Genomic DNA, 23,374 nt, shown 5'->3' with positions numbered 1-23,374 from the left:
ACGGGGTTTGCGTTTCATACGCTCACCTCGCATTCGCCCTCTTTATCCTTTTCGCATAGGTCAAACAAGTTTGAGGACTTGCTTCAGAGGGAATCTCAATTACTGCATAAATATGATGAGCAGACTGCTCATCCAGAAAGCTTCCAGCGGATTTCCAAGTTATCGGGAATCCACACACAGGTCAAATGGCAATCTTATTTATGCAAAAATGTGCTATAGGGCGATTAACTTTATGAAAATGTTGAAATAAAAGGATTTTTTACATTGATTTAACCTGAGGGTATACCCCTGGAAGTGTGATCTGTCTCACTGTCAGAAAGGCCTGATATCCCTCGTCCTCCCTTTATTTATCGAGATAACTGGCATTTTATGCTGGTTTTTAGAGTTCCGGCGTCTTAAAGATACTGTTTTTGCGCTGAGAGTATAAGAAGATAAAAAAAACCGCTGAATATAAGGAAAAGTAATTAGATTTAGAGTGAATGAAATTTCAATTATTTTGATTTGTTATGCAATAAATAAAGGCTCGCCAGGGCGATTGATCCAGGTCATCGCCGACTGGGGCAAAAAATGGCAGGCTTTGGCCTCTTTTCAAGGCGCGGTCTACCAGATTATGCAGTTACAGAAATTAGTCAATATGTTTGGTGGGGATCTTTCTCGCCGTTATGGGCAAAAGGTTCATAAGCTCACGCTGCACGGCGGCTTTAGCTGCCCAAATCGCGATGGTACCATCGGACGTGGCGGATGTACCTTCTGTAATGTCGCCTCCTTTGCTGACGAAGCGCAGCAGCATCATTCTATCGCTGAACAGCTTGAGCATCAGGCGCAATTAGTGAATCGCGCGAAGCGCTATCTGGCCTATTTTCAGGCTTATACCAGCACCTTTGCGGAAGTACAGGTGCTGCGTTCGATGTACCAACAGGCGGTTAGTCAGGCCAGCATCGTCGGGTTATGCGTTGGCACGCGCCCTGACTGTGTGCCGGGTGCCGTGCTCGATCTGCTATGCGAGTACAAGGATCAGGGCTACGAAGTGTGGCTGGAACTGGGCTTGCAAACGGCCCATGACAAGACGCTGCATCGCATTAATCGTGGGCATGATTTTGCCTGTTATCAGCGAACGACCCAACTGGCGCGTGAACGCGGGCTGAAAGTGTGTTCGCACCTGATTGTCGGTTTGCCGGGAGAAGGGCAGGCAGAATGTCTGCAAACCATGGAACGTGTGGTGGAGACGGGTGTCGACGGTATTAAGCTGCATCCGCTGCATATTGTGAAAGGCAGTACGATGGCGAAAGCCTGGGAAGCCGGGCGGCTGAATGGAATTGAACTGGACGATTATACGGTTACCGCCGGGGAGATGATCCGCCATACGCCGCCAGAGGTGATTTATCATCGCATTTCTGCCAGCGCGCGTCGCCCAACGCTGCTGGCACCGCTATGGTGTGAAAACCGCTGGACCGGGATGGTTGAACTGGATAAGTATCTTAATGAGCACGGCGTGCAAGGCTCGGCGCTGGGTACGCCGTGGGTGCAGCCGGGGATCTAACCCTCCGTAGTCATGTAGGCCTGAAAGCTGCGCGCCATCAGGTGGCCCGGCGCACATTGCCGGATGGCGGCTATGCCTTATCCGGCCTACCGCCTACCCAGTCATTTCACCGATAACCCCCGCATTTCTTGCACAATCTTCAACGTCACGCTGAGAATTGAGTATTATTGTGCCAAGTTGTCGTGAAGGAACCCTCTATGAAGCAAATTCGTATGCTGGCGCAATACTATGTCGACCTGATGATGAAGTTAGGTCTGGTGCGCTTTTCGCTGCTGTTGGCGCTGGCTTTGGTTGTGTTGGCAATTGTGGTGCAGATGGCTGTCACCATGGTGCTGCATGGCCAGGTAGAAAGCATTGATGTCATCCGTTCTATCTTTTTTGGCCTGTTAATTACCCCCTGGGCCGTCTACTTCCTTTCTGTGGTGGTGGAGCAACTGGAAGAGTCCCGGCAACGCTTGTCACGACTGGTACAAAAGCTGGAAGAGATGCGCGAGCGCGATCTCAAGCTCAATGTGCAGTTGAAAGATAATATTGCCCAGCTCAACCAGGAAATTGTCGAGCGCGAAAAAGCCGAAGCGGAGCGCCAGGAAACGTTCGAACAACTGAAGGTTGAAATCAAAGAGCGCGAAGAAGCGCAGATCCAGCTCGAGCAACAATCTTCATTTTTACGTTCTTTCCTTGATGCTTCACCGGACCTGGTTTTTTATCGCAATGAAGATAAAGAATTTTCCGGCTGTAACCGTGCTATGGAGCTGCTGACCGGTAAGAGCGAAAAGCAACTGGTGAATCTAAAGCCGGCTGATGTGTATTCGCCAGAGGCGGCTGAAAAGGTGATTGAAACCGACGAGAAGGTATTCCGTCATAACGTCTCGCTCACCTATGAACAGTGGCTGGACTACCCGGATGGGCGCAAAGCCTGCTTTGAAATTCGTAAAGTGCCTTACTATGACCGCGTAGGTAAGCGACATGGCCTGATGGGCTTTGGGCGCGATATTACCGAGCGGAAGCGTTATCAGGACGCGCTTGAGCGCGCCAGCCGTGATAAGACCACTTTCATTTCCACCATCAGCCACGAGCTGCGCACTCCGCTTAACGGCATTGTCGGCTTAAGCCGGATCCTGTTGGATACAGATTTAACCGCTGAGCAGGAAAAATATCTCAAAACTATCCATGTTTCCGCCGTGACGCTGGGGAATATTTTCAACGATATTATTGACATGGATAAGATGGAGCGGCGTAAAGTCCAGCTCGATAACCAGCCTGTTGATTTCACCAGTTTTATGGCGGATCTGGAAAACCTCTCCGGCCTGCAGGCGCAACAAAAAGGATTGCGCTTTGTGCTTGAGCCGACGCTACCGCTGCCACATAAGGTCATCACCGACGGAACGCGTTTGCGCCAGATTCTGTGGAATCTGATCAGCAACGCCGTGAAGTTTACTCAGCAGGGGCAGGTGACCGTACGGGCGCGCTATGACGAGGGAGACATACTGCATTTTGAGGTGGAGGATTCCGGGATCGGTATTCCACAGGATGAGCAGGATAAAATTTTCGCCATGTACTATCAGGTGAAGGACAGCCATGGTGGTAAACCGGCAACGGGAACCGGGATTGGACTGGCCGTCTCGAAGCGTCTGGCGAAAAACATGGGCGGTGATATTACGGTTTCCAGCCAGGCCGGAAAAGGCTCCATCTTTACGCTAACCGTGCATGCTCCTGCCGTGGCAGAAGAAATTGAAGATGCTTTTGAAGACGATGAAATGCCGTTACCAGCCCTGAATGTGCTGCTGGTGGAAGACATTGAACTGAACGTTATTGTTGCGCGTTCGGTGCTGGAAAAGCTGGGCAACAGCGTGGATGTCGCCATGACCGGGAAAGCCGCGCTGGACATGTTCAAACCGGGTGAATATGACCTGGTGCTGCTGGATATTCAGCTACCGGATATGACCGGTCTGGATATCTCACGCGAACTGACGCAAAAATACGCCCGTGAAGATCTGCCGCCGCTGGTGGCTCTCACCGCCAACGTACTGAAAGATAAAAAAGAATATCTGGATGCAGGAATGGACGACGTGCTGAGTAAGCCGCTGTCAGTTCCGGCGTTAACCGCCATGATCAAAAAATACTGGGATACCCGAAACGAAGAGGAGAGCACTGTGACGTCTGAAGAAAGCAGTAAATCGCAAGCGCTGTTAGATATTCCCATGTTGGAACAATACCTCGAACTGGTCGGGCCGAAGCTGATCACCGACGGTCTGGCGGTGTTTGAGAAAATGATGCCAGGATATTTGAGTGTGCTGGAGTCTAATCTGACTGCCCGTGATAAAAAAGGCGTGGTTGAGGAAGGTCATAAAATTAAAGGCGCAGCAGGTTCAGTGGGGCTGCGCCACCTGCAACAGTTGGGTCAGCAAATTCAATCACCCGACCTTCCTGCTTGGGAAGATAACGTGGCTGAATGGATTGAAGAGATGAAGCAGGAGTGGCAGCACGACGTGGCGGTGTTAAGAGCCTGGGTTGCGAGCGTGGAAAAAAAATGACCCCGGCTTGACCGGGGTGCGCGAATACTGCGCCAACACCAGGGAAATCGTGGCTGCGCCGTAAATTATTATCATTGTTTACAAGGGCGCAGCCCTAATTTTCAGGCCGCACGCAGTTAAGATAGCAAATCTTAAATAATTTGTTACATGAATCAGTTAAATGTGTGAAGCGTGGCATTCTAATCAGAATTATTAATATGCTTCAGTCAGTTGCGAAAGGAGTATCACGATGAAAAAAGTTGGCGTAGTGCTCAGCGGATGTGGCGTGTATGACGGTGCAGAAATTCACGAAGCCGTACTCACGCTGCTGGCTATTGCCCGCAATGGCGCTCAAGCTATCTGCTTTGCCCCAGATAAACAGCAGGCGGATGTGATTAATCATCTGACGGGCGAGCCGATGCCGGAAACGCGCAATGTCCTGATTGAAGCTGCGCGTATTACGCGTGGTGATATTCGTCCCCTGGCCCAGGCGGTCGCAACGGAGCTGGATGCGCTAATTGTGCCTGGCGGGTTTGGCGCAGCAAAAAATCTGAGCAATTTTGCCAGCCAGGGCAGTGAGTGTCGGATTGATAGCGACTTAGCTGCTCTGGCGAAGGCGCTGCATCAGGCCGGTAAACCTCTTGGATTCATGTGTATTGCTCCTGCTATGTTACCTAAGATTTTTGACTTCCCGCTGCGTCTGACCATTGGCACTGACATCGATACAGCGGAAGTACTGGAAGAGATGGGCGCTGAACATGTGCCTTGCCCGGTCGATGACATTGTGGTTGATGAAGATAATAAAGTTGTCACCACGCCTGCTTACATGCTGGCGCAGGATATCGCTCAGGCGGCGAGTGGGATCGACAAACTGGTCTCGCGTGTTCTGGTACTGGCTGAATGAGAAAAGGGGCTACCGCCTTTCTGCGACGTCTGCTTCTGCGGGCGGTTATTGTCCTCGCCGTGTTTTGGGGCGGGGGTATAGCGCTCTTCAGCGTGATGCCCGTTCCTTTCTCAGCGGTCATGATTGAGCGGCAGCTTGGTGCCTGGATACAGGGTAATTTCGGCTATGTGGCGCATTCTGACTGGGTCAGTATGGATGAGATATCACCGTGGATGGGGCTGGCGGTCATTGCCGCTGAGGACCAGAAATTTCCCGATCACTGGGGATTTGATGTCTCAGCGATAGAGAAAGCGCTGGCGCATAACGAACGTAATGAAAACCGTATTCGGGGCGCTTCGACGTTATCGCAACAAACGGCAAAAAACCTCTTTTTGTGGGATGGGCGTAGCTGGGTGCGCAAAGGGCTCGAGGCCGGGTTAACGCTGGGGATAGAAACCGTCTGGAGCAAGAAACGAATCCTGACGGTTTATTTGAATATTGCGGAGTTTGGCGATGGAGTATTCGGTGTAGAGGCTGCATCACAGCGCTATTTCCATAAACCCGCCAGCCGTCTTAGCCCGTCTGAAGCGGCATTGCTGGCGGCGGTGCTGCCCAATCCGTTACGTTTTAAGGCGAGTGCACCTTCCGGCTATGTACGCAGTCGTCAGGCGTGGATCATGCGCCAAATGCGCCAGCTGGGCGGCGAGTCGTTTATGCGTGAAAATAAGCTGTATTAGTCGATGCTGCCCTAATCTTCATCAAACCCCGAATTAAACAGCGCAATCACGGCTGCCAGAGCCTCAACCTCCTGCGGACCCGTGGCTTCAACTTCTATCTGGCGTCCTTTGGCGGAATCCAGCATCAGCAGAGCGATAACACTGTTTGCCTCGGCTTCCGTCCCTTCATCATTACGCAGCAGAACTTCTGCTTCAAAACCCTGCATTAGCTCAAACAGTTTCATTGCCGGCCGGGCATGCATGCCCAGCTTATTCGTGATTTCAACAGTTTGCTTCACGGTCATGATTTGCGTTTTTCCAACGTACGATGGCGTGACTGCACGTTTTTACCGCGTGAGCGGAAGTAGTCTGCCAGTTGCTCTGCAATATACACCGAACGGTGTTTCCCGCCGGTACAGCCGATGGCTACAGTGAGGTAGCTGCGGTTGTTGGTCTCCAGCATGGGTAACCATAGCTCAAGATAGCTGCGAGTCTGGTAGATAAAATTGTGTACTTCTGTGTGTCTATCGAGGAAGGCCGCGACGGGCCTGTCCAGACCGGTCATCGGACGTAGCTTTGGATCCCAGTGCGGGTTAGGCAGGAAACGGACATCAAAGACGTAATCCGCATCAATAGGGATTCCGTGTTTAAAGCCAAAGGACTCAAATACCATCGTTAATTCACGTTCACGTTTGCCCAGCAGTCGGGTACGTAACATTTCCGCCAGTTCGTGCACGGACATCTCAGAGGTGTCTACGATCAGGTCAGCGCGTGAACGCAACGGCTCCAGTAAATCGCTTTCTTTATCGATAGCGCTTTCCAGAGACAAGTTCTTGCTGGACAGCGGGTGTAAACGGCGCGTATCGCTGTAGCGGCGAATCAGCGTGTTACGGTCGGCATCAAGAAACAGCAGTTGCGGTGAGAAGCCTTCAGGCAGGTTACTCATGGCCTGCTCAAAAATCTCCGGGGATTCGGGCATATTGCGCACATCAATGCTGACAGCCGCAGATATCTGGCGATCGGCGAGGGTTCGAGCCAGTTCGGGCAACAACACGACGGGAAGGTTATCCACGCAGTAAAAACCCATATCTTCCAGCGCACGCAGGGCGACAGACTTACCTGACCCAGAACGACCGCTGACGATCATCAGTACCATGTACTGTTTCTCCTCACAACGACAGAAAAGGATGCCATTGGGTTGTTATGCTTCATCCTGTCCACCTTCGGTGTCAGTGATGATTTGATACAACTCCTGGTCACTCTGTGCGGCGCGCAGGCGACGACAGATGGTTTTATCTGCCAGGCGTTTGGCAACCAGTGACAACGTATGCAAATGCGTCTTGGTTTGGTCCGCCGGGACCAGCAGGGCGAAAAGCAGATCGACGGGTTGATTATCAATGGCATCGAACGCGATTGGCGTTTCAAGTTGAACAAATACACCAACTGCACGCAGGGTGTCTTCTTCCAGCTTTCCATGCGGAATGGCAATACCATTGCCAATACCGGTACTGCCCATTTTTTCGCGCGTCAGAATGGCTTCAAATACCACCTGAGGAGGCAAGCTGAGTTGTTTGGCCGCCAGTTCACTGATGATTTCCAGTGCGCGTTTCTTGCTTTGGCAGTGAACGGCCGCGCGCGTACATTCCTGGTTAAGAACATTGCTCAGTTGTAGAGTCGTATCGTTATTTGTCATAATTTCACCTAAGCGCTAACTGTACAAATGGCCCGTTGTGCTGCACAACAGGCCGTCCTGCACCCGCTAACTGCCCGGACAAGTTAGTGCTGTTTCAGTTTATCTTTATGTTTTGTTAACTGCCGAGCCAGTTTATCAATTAAACCGTCAATGGCGGCGTACATATCCTGACCTTCCGCGCTGGCATGAATTTCGCCACCGTTCACATGCAGTGTTGCATCCGAGATGTGTGTGACCTTCTCCACTTTCAACACAATATAGACCTGATTAATCCGGTCGAAATATTGCTCAAGCTTGGCGAACTTTGTGGTGACAAAGTCGCGCAGGGCCTCAGTGATTTCGACGTTATTTCCAGTGATGTTGAGCTGCATAGTGTCTTCCTTATCGGTTGGGTCAAACCAGCTGTTTGCGCTGGTTAGACGGCGGAATGGATAAAGACTCTCGGTACTTCGCAACGGTGCGGCGTGCCACCATGATACCTTGTTCTGACAGCATAGAGGTTAACTTGCTGTCACTCAGCGGTTTCGCGGGGTTTTCCGCAGCAATTAATTTCTTCACCAATGCGCGGATAGCTGTAGAAGAGGCTTCGCCTCCACCTTCAGTGTTAACGTGACTGGAGAAGAAATACTTCAATTCAAAAATGCCGCGCGGACTGTGCAGATACTTTTGCGTGGTCACTCGGGAAATGGTCGATTCATGCATCTCGACGGCCTGGGCGATATCGGCCAGAACCATCGGTTTCATATACTCTTCGCCTTGCTCAAAGAAGGCTTGCTGTTGCTCAACGATACAGCGGCTAACGCGCAATAGCGTGTCATTGCGGCTTTCCAGACTTTTAATCAGCCATTTTGCATCCTGAAGGTTGCTACGAATGAACTGGCTGTCAGCATCATTGCGCGCGTTATTGCACAGGGCGGCGTAGTGTTGGTTGATCTGTAAACGCGGAATGCTGTCACTGTTGAGTTCGACTACCCAGCGATCGTTGTGCTTACGCACCAGCACATCCGGGATGACGTACTCTGGTTCACCGGTCTGGATAGATTGTCCAGGTCTTGGGTCAAGCGACTGGATAAGATTGACGGCTTCTTTCAGCACATCTTCTTTCAGTCGGGTTACGCGCATCAGGGTGCGGAAGTCGTGGTTGGCGAGCAGATCAAGGTGATCGCTGATGATCAGGCGTGCTTCTTCCAGCCACGGCGTGACTTTATCAAACTGTGAAAGTTGGATCAGTAAGCAGTCGCGGAGATCTTTTGCCGCTACGCCCACGGGATCAAAACGCTGAACGCGTTTAAGCACGGCTTCGATTTCATCGATACCGATGTCGTCATCGCCCATGCTGTCGAGAATGTCGTCCAGCGTGACGGTGAGATAGCCCGTTTCGTCGACTGCATCCACAATTGACGTGGCAATAGCACGATCGGTATCTGAGAATGGGGTCAGTTCCACCTGCCACATCAGGTAATCTTGCAGCGATTGCGTGGTTTCACCCTGATACACAGGCAGTTCGTCGTCAATGTAATCCCCGCTGGTGCCAGACGGCGTCCCTGCGGTGTAAATCTCATCCCAACTGGCATCCAGCGGCAGCTCTTCTGGCATCTCTTTTTGTTCGAGTGCGTCAGCCGTATCGAGGGATTCGCTATCCTGCTTTTCCTGGGTATCAATTTCGTCGTGAAGATCGGTTTGCTCGAGCAGTGGGTTACTTTCCAGCGCTTGCTGAAGTTCTTGCTGAAGTTCCAGCGTGGACAACTGCAACAGACGGATAGCCTGTTGTAGCTGAGGCGTCATCGCCAGTTGTTGGCTAAGCCTGAGTTGCAAACCTTGCTTCATGTTCAGAGTTGTTGTCTCCTGCGGTGACGTGAAGTCTACTACCCTATCAGAGTCTGAAGTCTTCCCCAAGGTATACGCGTTTAACGTGCTCGTCCTGCAGGATTTCTGTCGGCGTACCGTGTGCAATCAGGTGTCCCTGGCTCACAATGTAGGCGCGCTCACAAACAGCCAGCGTTTCGCGCACGTTATGGTCGGTAATCAGCACGCCAAGCCCGCTGTCGCGCAGGTGTTCAATAATACGTTTGATATCAATGACGGAAATTGGGTCAACACCGGCAAAGGGTTCATCCAACAGGATAAATTTAGGATTAGCGGCCAGTGCGCGGGCGATCTCCACACGGCGGCGTTCCCCACCGGAGAGTGCCTGTCCAAGGCTGTCACGCAGATGTTCGATATGGAATTCTTCCATCAGCTCATTGGCGCGATCTTCACGCTGCTCGCTGGAAAGATCGTCACGAATTTGCAGTACCGCCATCAGGTTATCAAATACGCTCAGGCGACGAAAAATAGAGGCTTCCTGCGGTAAGTAGCCGATGCCGCGACGCGCGCGCGCATGCAGGGGTAACAGACTGATATCTTCGTCATCAATGATAATGTTGCCCGCATCGCGCGGGACAATGCCGACAACCATGTAAAAGGTTGTTGTTTTGCCCGCACCGTTAGGGCCGAGCAGACCGACGATCTCCCCGGAGTTGACGGTCAGGCTGACATCTTCCACCACACGACGGCCTTTGTAGGCTTTTGCAAGATTCTTTGCAGTTAATGTTGCCATAACGAATCAGTTACCTTTTTTCTCTGCCGGAGCCTTGGTCTTGTTTTTGTCCTGCAATTGCGACGGAACCAGAACGGTGGTGACGCGTTTGCCTTTCTCACTGAAGGCCTGCATTTTCTGTTCTTTTACCAGATAGGTGATCTTATCGCCCGTGATGTTGCTATCGAGTTGTTCCAGATAAGCCTTACCGGTAAGGACGACGAAATCTTTTGCCAGCTCATAGTGCATCTGTGAGGCGCGGCCTTTAACCGGTTTACCATTGTCCTGCATCTGGTAAAAGGTCGCCGGATTGCCATAACCGTCAATCACTTCTTTACCGTCTTCACCGCCCGGACGCGTGACGACGACCTTATCGGCATTAATTTTGATCGTGCCCTGAGTCACGATGACATTGCCGGTAAACGTCACCACGTTGCCCTGCATATCCAGAGACTGCTGGTCCGATTCAATGTGGATCGGCTGCTCGGTATCGCCAGTGACGGCGAATGCCGGAATGCTGGCGGCCAGAAGTGAGCTGGCAAGCACAAGATTAAGGCTGAGTTTGTTTGTTTTGGATTTCATATGAGGTTCTAACCTTTTCAATCAGCTCGGCGTTCTTGCTGCGTAAGTTGCCGCGCATCTTCAGTCCGCTGGAGTTAAATGTTGTTCCATACAACGTGACCAGATCATCGGAAGTGACATCTTGCGTCACAAGGTTGATCTGCGCGTTATCGGTAGTAATTCTGCGTAGTTGAGAGTCAGGCACCAGCGCGTTAACCTCAACATGGCCATACAGGTACAGCATCCGATCGTTGGTCAATTTGGCTTTATCGGCCTTGATTGACCAGGTCGGTACTTTGTCCTTATCAAACGTGGTTAACACCGGTTGAGTGAACCACGAAACTGCTTGATCTGAATAATATTCAACGTGTTGCGCGATCAAATGATAGCTCAGCGCGCCCTCAGGGCTGTACACGACGGTGTCGGTATGCTCGCTCTTATAGGTTGGCTCGTTGTTATTAACGACAACCTGAGCGGTGTCGTCTTTGTCTGCCAGGTTAATACCAATCATCACAAGGACAGCCAGCGACAGTAGAATGATAACCCAACGTCTGGTTTTGCTCATATCGATTGCCCTTTGGCCTCATCCAGTTTGCCCTGCGCCAGCAGTAATAAGTCGCAGACTTCGCGCACTGCGCCGCGTCCCCCGTCGATACGGGTGACGTAATCGGCCCGCGGGATCAGCAACGGATGAGCATCCGCTACCGCTACGCTTAATCCCACTTTTGCCATCACCGGCCAGTCGATCAGATCATCGCCAACATACGCCACATTCTCAGGCGCGATCGCCAGTTTGCTAAGCAGATCGCCAAAGGCAACCAGTTTGTCCGACTGCCCCTGATACAGATGTGTGATCCCTAATGTGGCACAGCGATCTTCTACAAGTTTAGCCTTTCGTCCGGTAATAATGGCAACCTCAATGCCGGAAGTGAGCGCGCAGCGAATTCCGTAGCCATCGCGGACGTTAAACGCCTTCAGCTCTTCACCGTTGTTGCCCATATAAATCAGACCATCAGACAGTACGCCATCCACATCAAGGATCAGCAGACGGATGTTTTCTGCTCTGGTGATGACGTCAGTGCTGACGGGTCCATAACAGGTCGCAAGCGACGCACCTGCTTTACTCATTTTCTTTATCCTTGAGTTTCTTACACTACACCTGCACGCAGCAGATCATGCATATGTAACACACCCAGTAACTGGTCGCCATCAGCAACCATTACCGAGGTGATATGGCGGGACTGCATTAAGTTCAGGGCATCAACGGCAAGAATCCCTGGACGCACGCGAATGCCCCCAGGGGTCATCACATCCGCAATACCTAACTGGCGTACATCAACGCCCATATCGAAGACACGACGTAAATCGCCATCCGTAAAGATGCCGTCAATCTTCATCGCGTCATCGCAAATGACGGTCATGCCGAGGTTTTTCCGCGTGATCTCCAGTAAGGCGTCACGCAGGCTGGCGCTTTTGGTCACATGCGGGATTTCGTCTCCCGTATGCATAATATCGTTAACGCGCAACAAAAGCTTACGCCCCAATGCGCCACCAGGATGAGATAACGCAAAATCTTCTGCGGTGAAGCCGCGTGCTTTTAGTAACGCAACGGCAAGCGCATCGCCCATCACCAGCGTTGCGGTCGTGCTGCTGGTCGGTGCCAGACCTAATGGGCAGGCTTCTTTGGGCACTTTAACACACAGATGCACATCTGCTGCACGCGCCATACTGCTTTCCGGACGACCCGTCATGCAGATAAGGGGGACATGCAGGCGTTTTAACACCGGAATTAACGCTGCAATCTCATTAGATTCACCGGAGTTAGAAATGGCAATCACGACGTCCTGCGGTGACACCATACCCAGATCGCCATGTGCGGCTTCGCCAGGATGCACAAAAAATGAGGGCGTGCCGGTACTGGCAAACGTAGCGGCCATTTTGCGCCCGATATGCCCTGATTTTCCCATTCCCATCACCACGACTTTGCCCGGGCAACTGAAAATCTTTTCACAGGCGAGGGTAAAGTTCTGGTTGATGTACTGATCAAGCTCCGCCAGGCCTTCACGTTCAATTGTCAGGACTTCCTTGCCTGCTTGCTGAAAGTCAAAACCCGGTTGCAACTCTAAGTGCGACATAATGCGTTTCCAGTTATCCAACGAGAAGTGGCGATAACCAATACAGCATCGCCAGCCATATGATAAAACCGCTGGTCAGAAGCGCCCCTGCGCCACGACCAATCTGGCGCGGACGTCGCCAGCAGAGTAATGCAAAAATAACGCTCACCAGCAGCATGACGCTGTAGTCCCGGACGAAGGCCATCGGGTTGACCTCGCCCGGTGTAATCAGTGCAGGTAACCCAAGAACGATAACAATATTAAAAATGTTAGCGCCGATGATGTTACCGACGGCAATATCGCTTTCACCTTTACGCAAACCTGCAATGGCGGTTGCCAGTTCTGGCAGGCTGGTACCAATGGCGACGACCGTCAAACCGATAGTAAGCTCGCTCATGGCAAAGTAATTTGCCAGTACAGTGGCGTTATCAACCACCATACGCGTTGCCATTGGCATAATGATCAGCGCTATCCCCAGCCATAAAAATGCGACAGGCAATCCGCCTTCGCGAGGCAGTTCCGCAACTTGCTCCCGAGTCAGGCTGTCATTGCCCTGGCGTTCTGCCAGACGGGCGATTTTAACAATGAATAGCAGCCATAGCACGGCCAGAAGCAGAAGAAAGAGGCCATCACTGCGGCTTAACTGCCCGTCATACAGAACGGACGCGGCCAAAATGCTTACCAGCAACATTAACGGTAATTCACGACGCAGAACATCGGAATGCACGGTAAAAGGATGAATGAGTGCTGACAGGCCTAAAATAAGAAGAATATTGGTGATGTTGGAGCCGATGGCGGTACCGACGGCTAAATCGAGCTGCCCATTCATTGATGCCGCAACAGAGACAATAATCTCAGGTAGGGATGTGCCGATGCTGACGACCGTCATTCCAATAATGATGGGGGGGATACCGAAGGTGCGGCATAAAATAGATGCAGCAAATACCAGACGGTCGGCACCGTAGACCACCAGAAGTAAACCAATTATTAACAGTGCCGTCGCTAAAAGCATCTAAAGTCCTTTCTTCAGGTATACTCGCCGGTCCACTTGAAGGATCTTCTGGAAGCCGTAACGAATTCTTAATTTTGACTTTATGCGGCTAAAAAGTAAAACAAATGCCAGCTTTCGCTAACCAGGACAGGCAATAATCTGTAAATATGTCGAGTTCAGGGCTAAATTGAGCGCCAACTCTTCGATCAACGAGGCAATAGTAAAGGATGAATCAATGGGTCAGTCTGTGGCGAATCTAGTCGATATGCGCGATGTCAGCTTTTCCCGAGGTGACCGCTGCATCTTTGATAATATTTCCCTGACGGTGCCGCGCGGTAAGGTGACGGCGATCATGGGGCCATCAGGCATCGGCAAAACGACGCTGTTACGTCTGATTGGCGGGCAGATCCCGCCAGATAAGGGCGAAATCCTGTTTGACGGCGAAAACGTCCCAGCCATGTCTCGTTCACGTTTGTACACCGTGCGTAAGCGCATGAGTATGCTGTTTCAGTCCGGGGCGCTGTTTACCGACATGAACGTGTTTGACAACGTCGCTTATCCACTGCGTGAGCATACGACGCTGCCCAAGGCGTTGCTCAAGAGCACGGTGATGATGAAACTGGAAGCTGTCGGCCTGCGTGGTGCGGCAAAACTCATGCCTTCTGAATTATCCGGGGGGATGGCGCGACGTGCGGCATTAGCACGCGCCATTGCGCTGGAGCCAGATCTCATTATGTTTGATGAACCGTTCGTCGGTCAGGATCCTATCACCATGGGTGTGCTGGTGAAGCTGATTTCAGAACTGAACAACGCGCTGGGCGTCACCTGCGTGGTGGTCTCTCATGATGTGCCAGAGGTACTGAGTATTGCGGATTACGCCTATATTATGGCGGACAAAAAGATAGTGGCCTACGGTAGTGCTCAGGCACTACAAGAAAATGCCGATCCGCGCGTGCGTCAGTTCCTCGATGGTATTGCCGATGGGCCGGTTCCGTTCCGCTACCCAGCGGGCGACTACCACACCGATTTACTCAAAACAGGGAGTTAAGCCACCCATGTTGTTAAATGCGCTGGCATCACTCGGACATCGGGGAATAAAAACCCTCAGGACGTTCGGGCGAGCCGGATTAATGTTGTTCAATGCGGTAGTCGGCAAGCCGGAGTTTCGCAAACATGCGCCGCTGCTGATCCGCCAGCTCTATAATGTCGGTGTCCTGTCGATGCTGATCATTATCGTTTCTGGCGTGTTCATCGGGATGGTGCTGGGATTGCAGGGATACCTGGTCCTGACAACCTACAGCGCAGAAACCAGTCTCGGTATGCTGGTGGCGCTGTCCTTGCTGCGAGAACTGGGGCCGGTTGTTGCGGCGCTGCTGTTCGCCGGGCGAGCCGGATCGGCGTTAACCGCGGAAATCGGCCTGATGCGGGCAACCGAACAGCTTTCCAGCCTGGAAATGATGGCGGTTGATCCTCTGCGTCGAGTGGTCTCTCCGCGTTTTTGGGCGGGTGTCATTTCATTGCCGCTGCTGACGATTATTTTTGTCGCCGTGGGGATCTGGGGTGGTTCACTGGTTGGCGTAAGCTGGAAAGGTATTGATGCCGGCTTTTTCTGGTCGGCTATGCAAAATGCCGTCGACTGGCGTCTGGATCTGGTCAACTGTTTGATTAAGAGCGTGGTGTTCGCCATTACGGTCACCTGGATTGCATTGTTCAATGGTTATGATGCGATTCCGACCTCCGCCGGAATTAGCCGGGCTACGACACGCACCGTTGTGCACGCCTCTCTTGCCGTTCTGGGGCTGGATTTTGTGCTGACCGCACTGATGTTTGGGAATTGAGTTCATGCAAACGAAAAAAAATGAAATTTGGGTTGGGGTATTCCTGCTGGTTGCGCTGCTGGCGGCGCTATTTGTCTGCCTGAAAGCGGCTAATGTGACCTCCATGCGTACTGAACCAACCTACACGGTTTATGCGACCTTTGATAATATCGGCGGCCTGAGAGAGCGCTCTCCCGTGCGGATTGGGGGGGTTGTTGTGGGGCGAGTTTCGGATATCTCGTTAGATCCCAAAACTTACCTGCCACGCGTAACGCTGGACATCGAATCGCGCTTTAACCATATCCCGGACACCAGCTCGCTGAGCATCCGCACCTCTGGTCTGCTGGGTGAGCAGTATCTGGCATTAAACGTGGGTTTTGAAGATCCTGAGCTGGGAACGTCTATCCTCAAAGATGGCAGTACGATTCAGGACACGAAATCCGCGATGGTGCTGGAAGATATGATTGGTCAATTCCTCTACAACAGCAACAGTAAAGGTGATGACAATAAGAATTCTGGCGATGCGCCAGCCGCAACTGAAGGCAATAATGAAGCCACTACGCCTGCGGGCGCAACGAAATAATCTCAGGAGAATCGACGTATGTTTAAACGATTGATGATGGTGGCTATGCTGGTCATTGCCCCACTTAGCGTGGCAACCGCAGCGGACCAGACTAACCCGTATAAACTGATGAATGAGGCGGCGCAGAAAACTTTCGATCGTCTGAAAAACGAGCAACCTAAAATTCGTTCCAACCCGGACTATCTGCGTCAGGTTGTCGATCAGGAGCTGCTGCCGTATGTGCAAGTAAAATATGCGGGGGCGCTGGTATTAGGGCGCTACTACAAAGAAGCTACGCCTGCGCAGCGTGACGCTTATTTCGCCGCGTTTCGCGAATACCTGAAGCAGGCTTACGGTCAGGCGCTGGCAATGTACCACGGTCAGACCTATCAGATCGCGCCGGAACAGCCGCTGGGTGATGCGACGATTGTGCCTATCCGCGTAACCATCATCGATCCAAACGGACGTCCGCCGGTGCGTCTGGATTTCCAGTGGCGTAAAAATTCTCAGACCGGTAACTGGCAGGCGTATGACATGATCGCCGAAGGCGTAAGTATGATCACCACCAAGCAAAATGAGTGGAGCGACCTGCTGCGCACGAAAGGTATTGATGGCCTGACCGCACAGCTGAAATCTATCTCTCAGCAGAAAATCACCCTGGAAGAGAAGAAATAATGACGCAGTCACTCACCTGGACGCGTGAAGGTGACAAGCTTAGGCTTGCGGGAGAGCTGGATCAGGACGTGTTAAATCCGTTATGGGATGCACGTATTGAGGCGATGAAAGGGGTCACCTGCATCGATCTGAGCCAGGTTTCCCGGGTTGATACCGGTGGTCTGGCATTGCTGTTGCATCTGGTTGACCAGGGCAAGCAACAGGGGAATCGCGTTTCGCTTACCGGGGTTAACGATAAGGTTTACACCCTGGCACAGCTTTACAATTTGCCTGACGACGTCCTTCCGCGTTAATTTTTGTAGGCCGGATAAGGCCTTGTGCCGCCATCCGGCAAAACCCCTGAAGGGGATCTACCGCCAAAGCCTTGTCTGATTTATCAGCGAGGCTTTTTGCTTATTTATGACAGCGCCACTTTGCTCTAAGATGTTGGGCTGTTTTCACTATCTGACGAATGAAGAGCCCATGGAAAATAATGAAATTCAGAGCGTGCTGATGAACGCACTCTCCCTCCAGGAAGTCCACGTTTCTGGTGACGGCAGTCACTTTCAGGTTATTGCCGTGGGTGAGATGTTTGACGGCATGAGCCGGGTAAAGAAGCAGCAATCGGTCTATGGCCCATTGATGGAGTATATTGCGGATAACCGCATTCATGCTGTGTCGATTAAAGCGTTTACCCCAGCGGAATGGGCGCGCGATCGCAAACTTAACGGTTTTTGAGCTACGGGTGATATGCCGGTAGCGAAGATGAATTCTTAACAGAGAACAGAATAATGGATAAATTCCGTGTTCAGGGGCCAACCAAGCTCCAGGGCGAAGTCACAATTTCAGGCGCTAAAAATGCCGCACTGCCGATCCTGTTTGCGGCGCTGCTGGCTGAAGAACCTGTAGAAATTCAAAACGTCCCAAAACTGAAGGACGTAGATACCTCCATGAAACTGCTGAGCCAGTTGGGGGCGAAAGTAGAGCGTAATGGGTCTGTGCACATTGATGCGCGTGACGTTAACGTCTTCTGTGCACCGTACGATCTGGTGAAAACCATGCGTGCGTCTATCTGGGCATTGGGGCCGCTGGTTGCGCGTTTTGGTCAGGGTCAGGTTTCTCTGCCGGGCGGCTGTACTATCGGCGCGCGCCCGGTTGACCTGCACATTACCGGTCTGGAGCAGTTAGGTGCCACCATCAAGCTGGAAGAAGGCTATGTGAAGGCGTCCGTTGATGGCCGCCTGAAAGGCGCGCACATCGTGATGGACAAAGTAAGCGTCGGTGCGACGGTCACTATCATGTGCGCGGCAACGCTTGCCGAAGGCACGACCATCATCGAAAACGCCGCACGTGAGCCGGAAATTGTTGATACCGCGAATTTCCTGATTGCGCTGGGTGCGAAGATCACAGGGCAGGGTACCGACCGTATCACCATTGAAGGCGTTGAACGCCTCGGCGGCGGGGTGTATCGCGTTCTGCCTGATCGTATTGAAACCGGGACGTTCCTGGTGGCGGCGGCGATTTCTCGCGGCAAAATTATCTGCCGTAATGCGCAACCAGACACACTGGATGCTGTTCTGGCGAAGCTGCGTGATGCCGGTGCGGATATCGAAGTCGGTGAAGACTGGATTAGCCTCGACATGCACGGCAAACGCCCTAAAGCGGTTAATGTGCGCACTGCGCCACATCCGGCTTTCCCGACCGACATGCAGGCCCAGTTCACGCTGTTGAACCTGGTGGCCGAAGGGACAGGCTTCATTACGGAAACCGTGTTTGAGAACCGCTTTATGCACGTGCCTGAACTGAGCCGTATGGGGGCTCACGCGGAAATCGAAAGCAATACTGTGATTTGTCACGGGGTTGAAACGCTCTCCGGTGCACAGGTAATGGCGACCGATCTGCGCGCGTCAGCAAGTTTGGTGTTAGCGGGATGTATCGCTGAAGGCACAACGGTTGTTGACCGCATTTATCACATCGATCGCGGCTATGAGCGCATCGAGGATAAATTGCGTGCGCTGGGCGCAAACATAGAGCGCATTAAAGGCGAGTAATCGCCTACGCGTGTTGTAACCCCCAGGATCGTTGATCCGGGGGTTGCTGTTTCACCACTACTCAAGACGCTTTTTTTCTTTCCGTACTCTCATCATCCGCGTTCTGTCGATGAATTCATGCGTCCTGGTGTCATGGTAGCGTGACGGCCAAATTACCCACGGGTCTGTTCCCAGTGCTCTCGCGATAATCAATTCACCTTTCGGCCATGGCCGGGTTAACGCATTTGCCAGCGTTGATGAACTCAAGCCATTCTTACGTGACTCAGCGGCCATTGACGTGCCTTTCTTACGTAGCCCCGCGATGATGTCAGCCGGATGCCAGTCAATGAATTTGCTTTCCATAGTTCCACATCTCCTTTGGTTAACCAGTTACGGTTTCACAATCAGCCTGTGGAGTTACTATACGCCTCGAGAACGAATGTTCTAAAATGTTCTCGTAAAGTGCTTGCATATTCAGAATATGCCAAGGTCATACATGTTGTTTGATTATTTTTGTGATTTTTTTAGAGCTTATAAGAATATCCCGTGTGTTGCACGGGATGCTGGGAAGCGAGACGAGGGAAATTAACGGTCGCGCTGTACGGCGATATGCGCCAGGCCAATCAGGGCTTCTTTCCACGGAGTATCTGGAAGTACCTGAAGCGCCGCGATGGCTTTATCGGCTTCTTCTTCTGCACGTTGACGGGTCCATTCCAGTGATCCGCAAGCGTTCATGGCTTCCAGAACCGGCTCCAGAAGGTGGCGACCATTACCTTGCTCAATCGCCTGGCGAATCATTTGCGCCTGCTCAGGAGTGCCGTGACGCATCGCATGCAGTAGCGGTAGCGTAGGTTTACCTTCGTTGAGGTCATCCCCGACGTTTTTACCCAACTGCTCGCCATCTGCGCTGTAATCCAGTAAATCGTCGATAAGCTGGAAAGCGGTGCCAAGGTAACGGCCATAATCCTGCAGGCCTTTCTCTTGCTCATCGCTACAACCTGCAAGGATACCTGAACATTGGGCCGCGGCTTCAAACAGACGAGCCGTCTTGCTGTAGATAACACGCATATAGTTTTCTTCGGTGATATCCGGGTCATTGACGTTCATTAACTGCAGGACTTCGCCTTCAGCAATAACGTTGACCGCTTTAGACATCACTTCCAGCACTTTCAGCGAACCGAGGCTGGTCATCATCTGAAAGGCGCGGGTATAGATAAAATCGCCGACCAGAACGCTGGCCGCATTACCAAAGGCTGCATTCGCCGTGGCTTTCCCACGGCGCATATCGGATTCATCCACTACATCGTCATGAAGCAGGGTCGCGGTGTGGATAAACTCGATTAAGGCAGCGATCGTGACGTGGGCATTTTCCTGATAACCAACAGCGCGCGCCGCGAGTACAGCGATCATTGGACGAATGCGTTTTCCGCCGCCGCTCACGATGTAGTACCCCAATTGATTGATCAACTGGACGTCGGAATTGAGCTGTTCAAGGATTGTCGCATTGACCCCCGCCATATCTTGCGCGGTTAACTCATTGATTTTTTCTAAATTCATCGCAAAAGCCGGGCTTCTCGCCCCGATTACCTCACTATTTGAGAAGGTAACGTCGGGTTTAGGGTTAGAAATATATGCTGATTGTACTGAAAAAACGCCGCAGATAAACGTTACGGTACACGTTGTGTTTTTTTTCTTCATGTATTGACGGTAGCACTTGTCAAAGGCTCGCGTTTTGCGTAATATTCGCGCCCTATTGTGAATATTTATAGCGCACTCTGAATCATCAAAAAGGTGTGCGCGGAAGCGGAGTTTTTTATGTACGCGGTTTTCCAAAGTGGTGGTAAACAACACCGAGTAAGCGAAGGTCAGACCGTTCGCCTGGAAAAGCTGGACATCGCAACTGGCGAATCTGTTGAGTTCGCTGAAGTTCTGATGATCGCAAACGGTGAAGAAGTCAAAATCGGCGTTCCTTTCGTTGATGGCGGCGTTATCAAAGCTGAAGTCGTTGCTCACGGTCGTGGCGAGAAAGTTAAAATTGTTAAGTTTCGTCGTCGTAAACACTACCGTAAGCAGCAGGGCCATCGTCAGTGGTTCACTGATGTGAAAATCACTGGCATCAGCGCTTAAGTTAAGGGGAGCAGATTAAATGGCACATAAAAAGGCTGGCGGCTCGACTCGTAACGGTCGCGATTCAGAAGCTAAACGTCTGGGCGTAAAACGCTTCGGCGGTGAAACAGTTCTGGCTGGTAGCATCATCGTTCGTCAACGTGGTACTAAATTCCACGCTGGCTCCAACGTTGGTTGCGGCAAAGACCACACTCTGTTTGCTAAAGCAGACGGTAAAGTGAAATTTGAAGTGAAAGGCCCGAAAAACCGTAAATTCATCAGCATCGTTGCTGAATAAGTTTTTCGCGTCCCGGTAACGGATAAAAGCCCCGCAACACGTTGCGGGGCTTTTTACATTCGACGGCCGGTAAATACGCTCGTCGCGCGTGACAACCCGGAAACGAGCCCTTGCAGGGAATACGGCATGAAGCAGCAGGCAGGCATTGGTATTCTGTTAGCACTCACAACGGCAGTATGTTGGGGGGCCTTGCCAATAGCAATGAAGCAAGTGCTGGAGGTGATGGAGCCTCCTACCGTGGTGTTTTACCGTTTTTTAATGGCAAGTATTGGCCTTGGCGCTATTCTTGCGGTTAAAAAAAAGCTCCCTCCATTGCGTATTTTTCGCAAAGCGCGTTGGCTGGTACTGCTGGCTATCGCTACCGGTGGGCTGTTCGGTAACTTCATTCTGTTTAGTTCATCCTTGCAATATTTAAGCCCAACGGCTTCGCAGGTTATCGGTCAATTGTCACCGGTTGGCATGATGATCGCCAGCGTCTTTATCCTGAAGGAGAAGATGCGCGGCACGCAGATTATTGGCGCTATTATGCTTCTGAGCGGATTGGTGTTGTTTTTTAATACCAGTCTGATCGAAATTTTTACCCGGCTGACCGATTACACCTGGGGCGTGATCTTTGGTGTCGGTGCCGCGACGGTTTGGGTGTGTTATGGGGTCGCGCAAAAGGTGTTATTGCGCCGGCTGGCATCACCGCAGATCCTGTTTTTACTGTACACTTTATGTACGATAGCGTTGTTGCCGCTGGCTAAACCCGGTGTAATAGCGCAACTCAGCGACTGGCAGCTGGCATGCCTCGTGTTCTGCGGCCTGAATACGCTGGTAGGATACGGTGCCCTTGCGGAAGCAATGGCTCGCTGGCAGGCGGCGCAGGTGAGCGCCATAATTACGCTCACGCCGCTGTTTACGTTGTTATTTTCAGATTTATTATCACTGGCCTGGCCCGATTTCTTCGCCAGACCGATGCTAAACCTTTTAGGTTATCTCGGTGCGTTTATCGTGGTTGCGGGCGCGATGTATTCCGCCATTGGTCATCGAATTTGGGGCGGTTTACGTAAGCATGAAACGGTGGTTTCGCAACCCCGCTCAGGCGAATGATTTACGGAGAGTAAAATGAAGTTTGTTGATGAAGCATCGATTCTGGTCGTTGCAGGCGATGGCGGTAACGGTTGTGTCAGCTTCCGCCGCGAAAAATACATCCCAAAAGGCGGTCCGGACGGTGGTGACGGTGGTGATGGCGGTGACGTCTGGCTGGAAGCCGACGAAAACCTGAACACGCTGATCGATTACCGTTTTGAAAAATCATTCCGTGCGGAACGTGGTCAGAATGGCGCAAGCCGTGATTGCACCGGTAAGCGTGGTAAAGATGTCACGATTAAAGTGCCTGTCGGTACGCGTGTTATCGATCAGGGCACGGGCGAAACTATGGGCGACATGACCAAACACGGTCAGCGTCTGATGGTCGCTAAAGGCGGCTGGCACGGTCTGGGTAACACCCGTTTTAAATCGTCGGTCAACCGTACCCCGCGTCAGAAAACGATGGGTACACCTGGCGATAAGCGTGACCTGATGCTGGAGCTGATGCTGCTGGCAGACGTGGGTATGCTGGGTATGCCAAACGCCGGTAAATCGACGTTTATCCGTGCAGTGTCTGCGGCGAAACCGAAAGTGGCGGATTATCCGTTCACCACGCTGGTACCGAGCCTCGGCGTTGTGCGTATGGACAACGAGAAGAGCTTCGTGGTTGCTGATATCCCGGGTCTGATTGAAGGCGCGGCTGAAGGCGCTGGTCTTGGTATCCGCTTCCTGAAGCACCTGGAGCGTTGCCGCGTGTTGCTGCACCTCATTGATATCGATCCGATTGACGGTTCCGATCCGGTAGAAAACGCCCGTATCATTATTGGCGAACTGGAAAAATACAGTCAGGATCTGGCGTCTAAACCACGCTGGTTAGTGTTCAACAAAATTGATTTGATGGACAAAGCTGAAGCGGAAGAAAAAGCGAAAGCCATCGCTGAAGCGCTGGGCTGGGAAGGTAAATATTACCTGATCTCTGCCGCCAGCCAGCTGGGTGTGAAGGATCTTTGCTGGGATGTGATGACCTTTATCATTGAGAACCCGATTGTTCAGGCTGAAGAAGCGAAACAGCCGGAGAAAGTTGAGTTCATGTGGGATGATTATCACCGCCAGCAGCTCGCTGAAGTCGAAGACGAAGCGGAAGATGACTGGGATGATGATTGGGACGAAGACGACGAAGAAGGCGTTGAGTTCATTTACAAGCGTTAATCCCAATAAAAACCCCGGCCATGTTGCCGGGGTTTTTG

28 protein-coding genes are annotated in these 23,374 nt (G+C 51.8%); 15 read left to right on the top strand and 13 right to left on the bottom strand.

The window, feature by feature from the left end; all coding sequences use genetic code 11:
* The first annotated feature begins 610 nt into the window (after positions 1–610).
* The 4 genes from SK32_RS17510 (at position 611) to mtgA (ending at position 5,673) form a co-directional block, all read left to right on the top strand.
* Positions 611–1,540, top strand: a complete 930-nt coding sequence (locus tag SK32_RS17510) for a tRNA modification radical SAM protein MnmL/YtqA (protein WP_101741917.1) — start codon at positions 611–613, stop codon at positions 1,538–1,540.
* A gap of 197 nt (positions 1,541–1,737) precedes the next feature.
* Entirely contained in the window at positions 1,738–4,074 is a 2,337-nt protein-coding gene (gene arcB, locus SK32_RS17505) for an aerobic respiration two-component sensor histidine kinase ArcB (RefSeq protein WP_048213431.1), read from the top strand.
* Between the two features lie 229 nt (positions 4,075–4,303).
* The gene (elbB, locus tag SK32_RS17500) at positions 4,304–4,957 is read left to right on the top strand and encodes an isoprenoid biosynthesis glyoxalase ElbB (protein WP_048213430.1); all 654 of its coding nucleotides are present in this window, start codon (positions 4,304–4,306) and stop codon (positions 4,955–4,957) included.
* Positions 4,954–5,673 carry a monofunctional biosynthetic peptidoglycan transglycosylase gene (mtgA, locus tag SK32_RS17495; protein WP_048213429.1) on the top strand — a complete coding sequence of 240 codons (720 nt, stop codon included), beginning with the start codon at positions 4,954–4,956 and terminating at the stop codon, positions 5,671–5,673. The genes elbB and mtgA overlap by 4 nt, the downstream gene beginning before the upstream one ends.
* A gap of 11 nt (positions 5,674–5,684) precedes the next feature.
* Here the strand turns inward: mtgA and npr are convergent, their stop codons facing one another.
* From npr to SK32_RS17440, 11 genes are all read right to left on the bottom strand, one after another.
* Positions 5,685–5,957, bottom strand: coding sequence for a PTS phosphocarrier protein NPr (gene npr / locus SK32_RS17490; RefSeq protein ID WP_003828770.1), 273 nt, complete (start codon positions 5,955–5,957; stop codon positions 5,685–5,687).
* Positions 5,954–6,808, bottom strand: coding sequence for an RNase adapter RapZ (gene rapZ, locus SK32_RS17485; RefSeq protein WP_048213428.1), 855 nt, complete (start codon positions 6,806–6,808; stop codon positions 5,954–5,956). Before rapZ ends, npr begins: the two co-directional genes overlap by 4 nt.
* Before the next feature lie 45 nt (positions 6,809–6,853).
* On the bottom strand, positions 6,854–7,345 hold the full coding sequence (ptsN, locus tag SK32_RS17480; RefSeq protein WP_048213427.1) for a PTS IIA-like nitrogen regulatory protein PtsN: 492 nt from the start codon (positions 7,343–7,345) through the stop codon (positions 6,854–6,856).
* Positions 7,346–7,428: 83 nt separating this feature from the next.
* Positions 7,429–7,716, bottom strand: coding sequence for a ribosome hibernation promoting factor (hpf, locus tag SK32_RS17475; protein WP_005121327.1), 288 nt, complete (start codon positions 7,714–7,716; stop codon positions 7,429–7,431).
* Between the two features lie 22 nt (positions 7,717–7,738).
* Positions 7,739–9,172: an RNA polymerase factor sigma-54 gene (gene rpoN / locus SK32_RS17470; RefSeq protein ID WP_048213426.1), complete on the bottom strand. Its 1,434-nt coding sequence runs from the start codon at positions 9,170–9,172 to the stop codon at positions 7,739–7,741.
* Between the two features lie 46 nt (positions 9,173–9,218).
* On the bottom strand, positions 9,219–9,944 hold the full coding sequence (gene lptB / locus SK32_RS17465) for an LPS export ABC transporter ATP-binding protein (protein ID WP_048213425.1): 726 nt from the start codon (positions 9,942–9,944) through the stop codon (positions 9,219–9,221).
* 6 nt (positions 9,945–9,950) lie between these two features.
* Positions 9,951–10,505, bottom strand: a complete 555-nt coding sequence (gene lptA / locus SK32_RS17460; RefSeq protein ID WP_048213424.1) for a lipopolysaccharide ABC transporter substrate-binding protein LptA — start codon at positions 10,503–10,505, stop codon at positions 9,951–9,953.
* Positions 10,474–11,049, bottom strand: a complete 576-nt coding sequence (gene lptC / locus SK32_RS17455; protein ID WP_048213423.1) for an LPS export ABC transporter periplasmic protein LptC — start codon at positions 11,047–11,049, stop codon at positions 10,474–10,476. Before lptC ends, lptA begins: the two co-directional genes overlap by 32 nt.
* On the bottom strand, positions 11,046–11,612 hold the full coding sequence (gene kdsC / locus SK32_RS17450) for a 3-deoxy-manno-octulosonate-8-phosphatase KdsC (protein ID WP_005121322.1): 567 nt from the start codon (positions 11,610–11,612) through the stop codon (positions 11,046–11,048). The genes lptC and kdsC overlap by 4 nt, the downstream gene beginning before the upstream one ends.
* A 20-nt stretch (positions 11,613–11,632) precedes the next feature.
* A complete protein-coding gene (gene kdsD, locus SK32_RS17445) occupies positions 11,633–12,619 on the bottom strand; it encodes an arabinose-5-phosphate isomerase KdsD (protein ID WP_048213422.1) in 987 nt (328 codons plus the stop codon).
* Between the two features lie 13 nt (positions 12,620–12,632).
* Positions 12,633–13,610, bottom strand: coding sequence for a calcium/sodium antiporter (locus tag SK32_RS17440; protein ID WP_048213421.1), 978 nt, complete (start codon positions 13,608–13,610; stop codon positions 12,633–12,635).
* 214 nt (positions 13,611–13,824) lie between these two features.
* Here SK32_RS17440 and mlaF point away from each other — a divergent pair, with 214 nt between their 5' ends.
* The 7 genes from mlaF (at position 13,825) to murA (ending at position 18,673) form a co-directional block, all read left to right on the top strand.
* Positions 13,825–14,637 carry a phospholipid ABC transporter ATP-binding protein MlaF gene (gene mlaF / locus SK32_RS17435; RefSeq protein ID WP_048213420.1) on the top strand — a complete coding sequence of 271 codons (813 nt, stop codon included), beginning with the start codon at positions 13,825–13,827 and terminating at the stop codon, positions 14,635–14,637.
* Between the two features lie 7 nt (positions 14,638–14,644).
* Positions 14,645–15,427, top strand: a complete 783-nt coding sequence (mlaE, locus tag SK32_RS17430) for a lipid asymmetry maintenance ABC transporter permease subunit MlaE (protein ID WP_048213419.1) — start codon at positions 14,645–14,647, stop codon at positions 15,425–15,427.
* A 4-nt stretch (positions 15,428–15,431) separates the two neighbouring features.
* Entirely contained in the window at positions 15,432–15,989 is a 558-nt protein-coding gene (gene mlaD, locus SK32_RS17425; RefSeq protein WP_048213507.1) for an outer membrane lipid asymmetry maintenance protein MlaD, read from the top strand.
* Between the two features lie 18 nt (positions 15,990–16,007).
* Positions 16,008–16,643 (top strand): phospholipid-binding protein MlaC, encoded by a 636-nt coding sequence (gene mlaC / locus SK32_RS17420; protein WP_048213418.1) that lies wholly within the window; start codon positions 16,008–16,010, stop codon positions 16,641–16,643.
* The gene (mlaB, locus tag SK32_RS17415) at positions 16,643–16,936 is read left to right on the top strand and encodes a lipid asymmetry maintenance protein MlaB (RefSeq protein WP_048213417.1); all 294 of its coding nucleotides are present in this window, start codon (positions 16,643–16,645) and stop codon (positions 16,934–16,936) included. The genes mlaC and mlaB overlap by 1 nt, the downstream gene beginning before the upstream one ends.
* A gap of 169 nt (positions 16,937–17,105) precedes the next feature.
* A complete protein-coding gene (ibaG, locus tag SK32_RS17410; protein WP_005121314.1) occupies positions 17,106–17,360 on the top strand; it encodes a BolA family iron metabolism protein IbaG in 255 nt (84 codons plus the stop codon).
* A gap of 53 nt (positions 17,361–17,413) precedes the next feature.
* Entirely contained in the window at positions 17,414–18,673 is a 1,260-nt protein-coding gene (gene murA, locus SK32_RS17405; protein WP_048213416.1) for a UDP-N-acetylglucosamine 1-carboxyvinyltransferase, read from the top strand.
* A gap of 57 nt (positions 18,674–18,730) precedes the next feature.
* On the opposite strand, the gene sfsB is transcribed toward murA, so the two are convergent.
* Both sfsB and ispB read right to left on the bottom strand, forming a co-directional pair.
* Positions 18,731–19,015, bottom strand: a complete 285-nt coding sequence (gene sfsB / locus SK32_RS17400) for a DNA-binding transcriptional regulator SfsB (protein WP_048213415.1) — start codon at positions 19,013–19,015, stop codon at positions 18,731–18,733.
* A gap of 222 nt (positions 19,016–19,237) precedes the next feature.
* Positions 19,238–20,209, bottom strand: coding sequence for an octaprenyl diphosphate synthase (ispB, locus tag SK32_RS17395; protein ID WP_048213414.1), 972 nt, complete (start codon positions 20,207–20,209; stop codon positions 19,238–19,240).
* Positions 20,210–20,467: 258 nt separating this feature from the next.
* Here ispB and rplU point away from each other — a divergent pair, with 258 nt between their 5' ends.
* The 4 genes from rplU (at position 20,468) to cgtA (ending at position 23,336) form a co-directional block, all read left to right on the top strand.
* Positions 20,468–20,779, top strand: coding sequence for a 50S ribosomal protein L21 (gene rplU / locus SK32_RS17390; protein ID WP_003025032.1), 312 nt, complete (start codon positions 20,468–20,470; stop codon positions 20,777–20,779).
* Between the two features lie 19 nt (positions 20,780–20,798).
* A complete protein-coding gene (gene rpmA / locus SK32_RS17385) occupies positions 20,799–21,056 on the top strand; it encodes a 50S ribosomal protein L27 (protein ID WP_003025030.1) in 258 nt (85 codons plus the stop codon).
* A 126-nt stretch (positions 21,057–21,182) separates the two neighbouring features.
* On the top strand, positions 21,183–22,148 hold the full coding sequence (locus tag SK32_RS17380) for a DMT family transporter (RefSeq protein ID WP_048213413.1): 966 nt from the start codon (positions 21,183–21,185) through the stop codon (positions 22,146–22,148).
* Positions 22,149–22,163: 15 nt separating this feature from the next.
* On the top strand, positions 22,164–23,336 hold the full coding sequence (cgtA, locus tag SK32_RS17375; protein ID WP_003828732.1) for an Obg family GTPase CgtA: 1,173 nt from the start codon (positions 22,164–22,166) through the stop codon (positions 23,334–23,336).
* Positions 23,337–23,374 lie beyond the last annotated feature (38 nt).

The organism is Citrobacter sp. MGH100, from assembly GCF_001034465.1.
Taxonomy (GTDB): domain Bacteria; phylum Pseudomonadota; class Gammaproteobacteria; order Enterobacterales; family Enterobacteriaceae; genus Citrobacter; species Citrobacter youngae.
The sequence above is the reverse complement of the archived record's forward strand: the minus strand, read 5'-3'. Positions and strand labels throughout refer to the sequence as shown.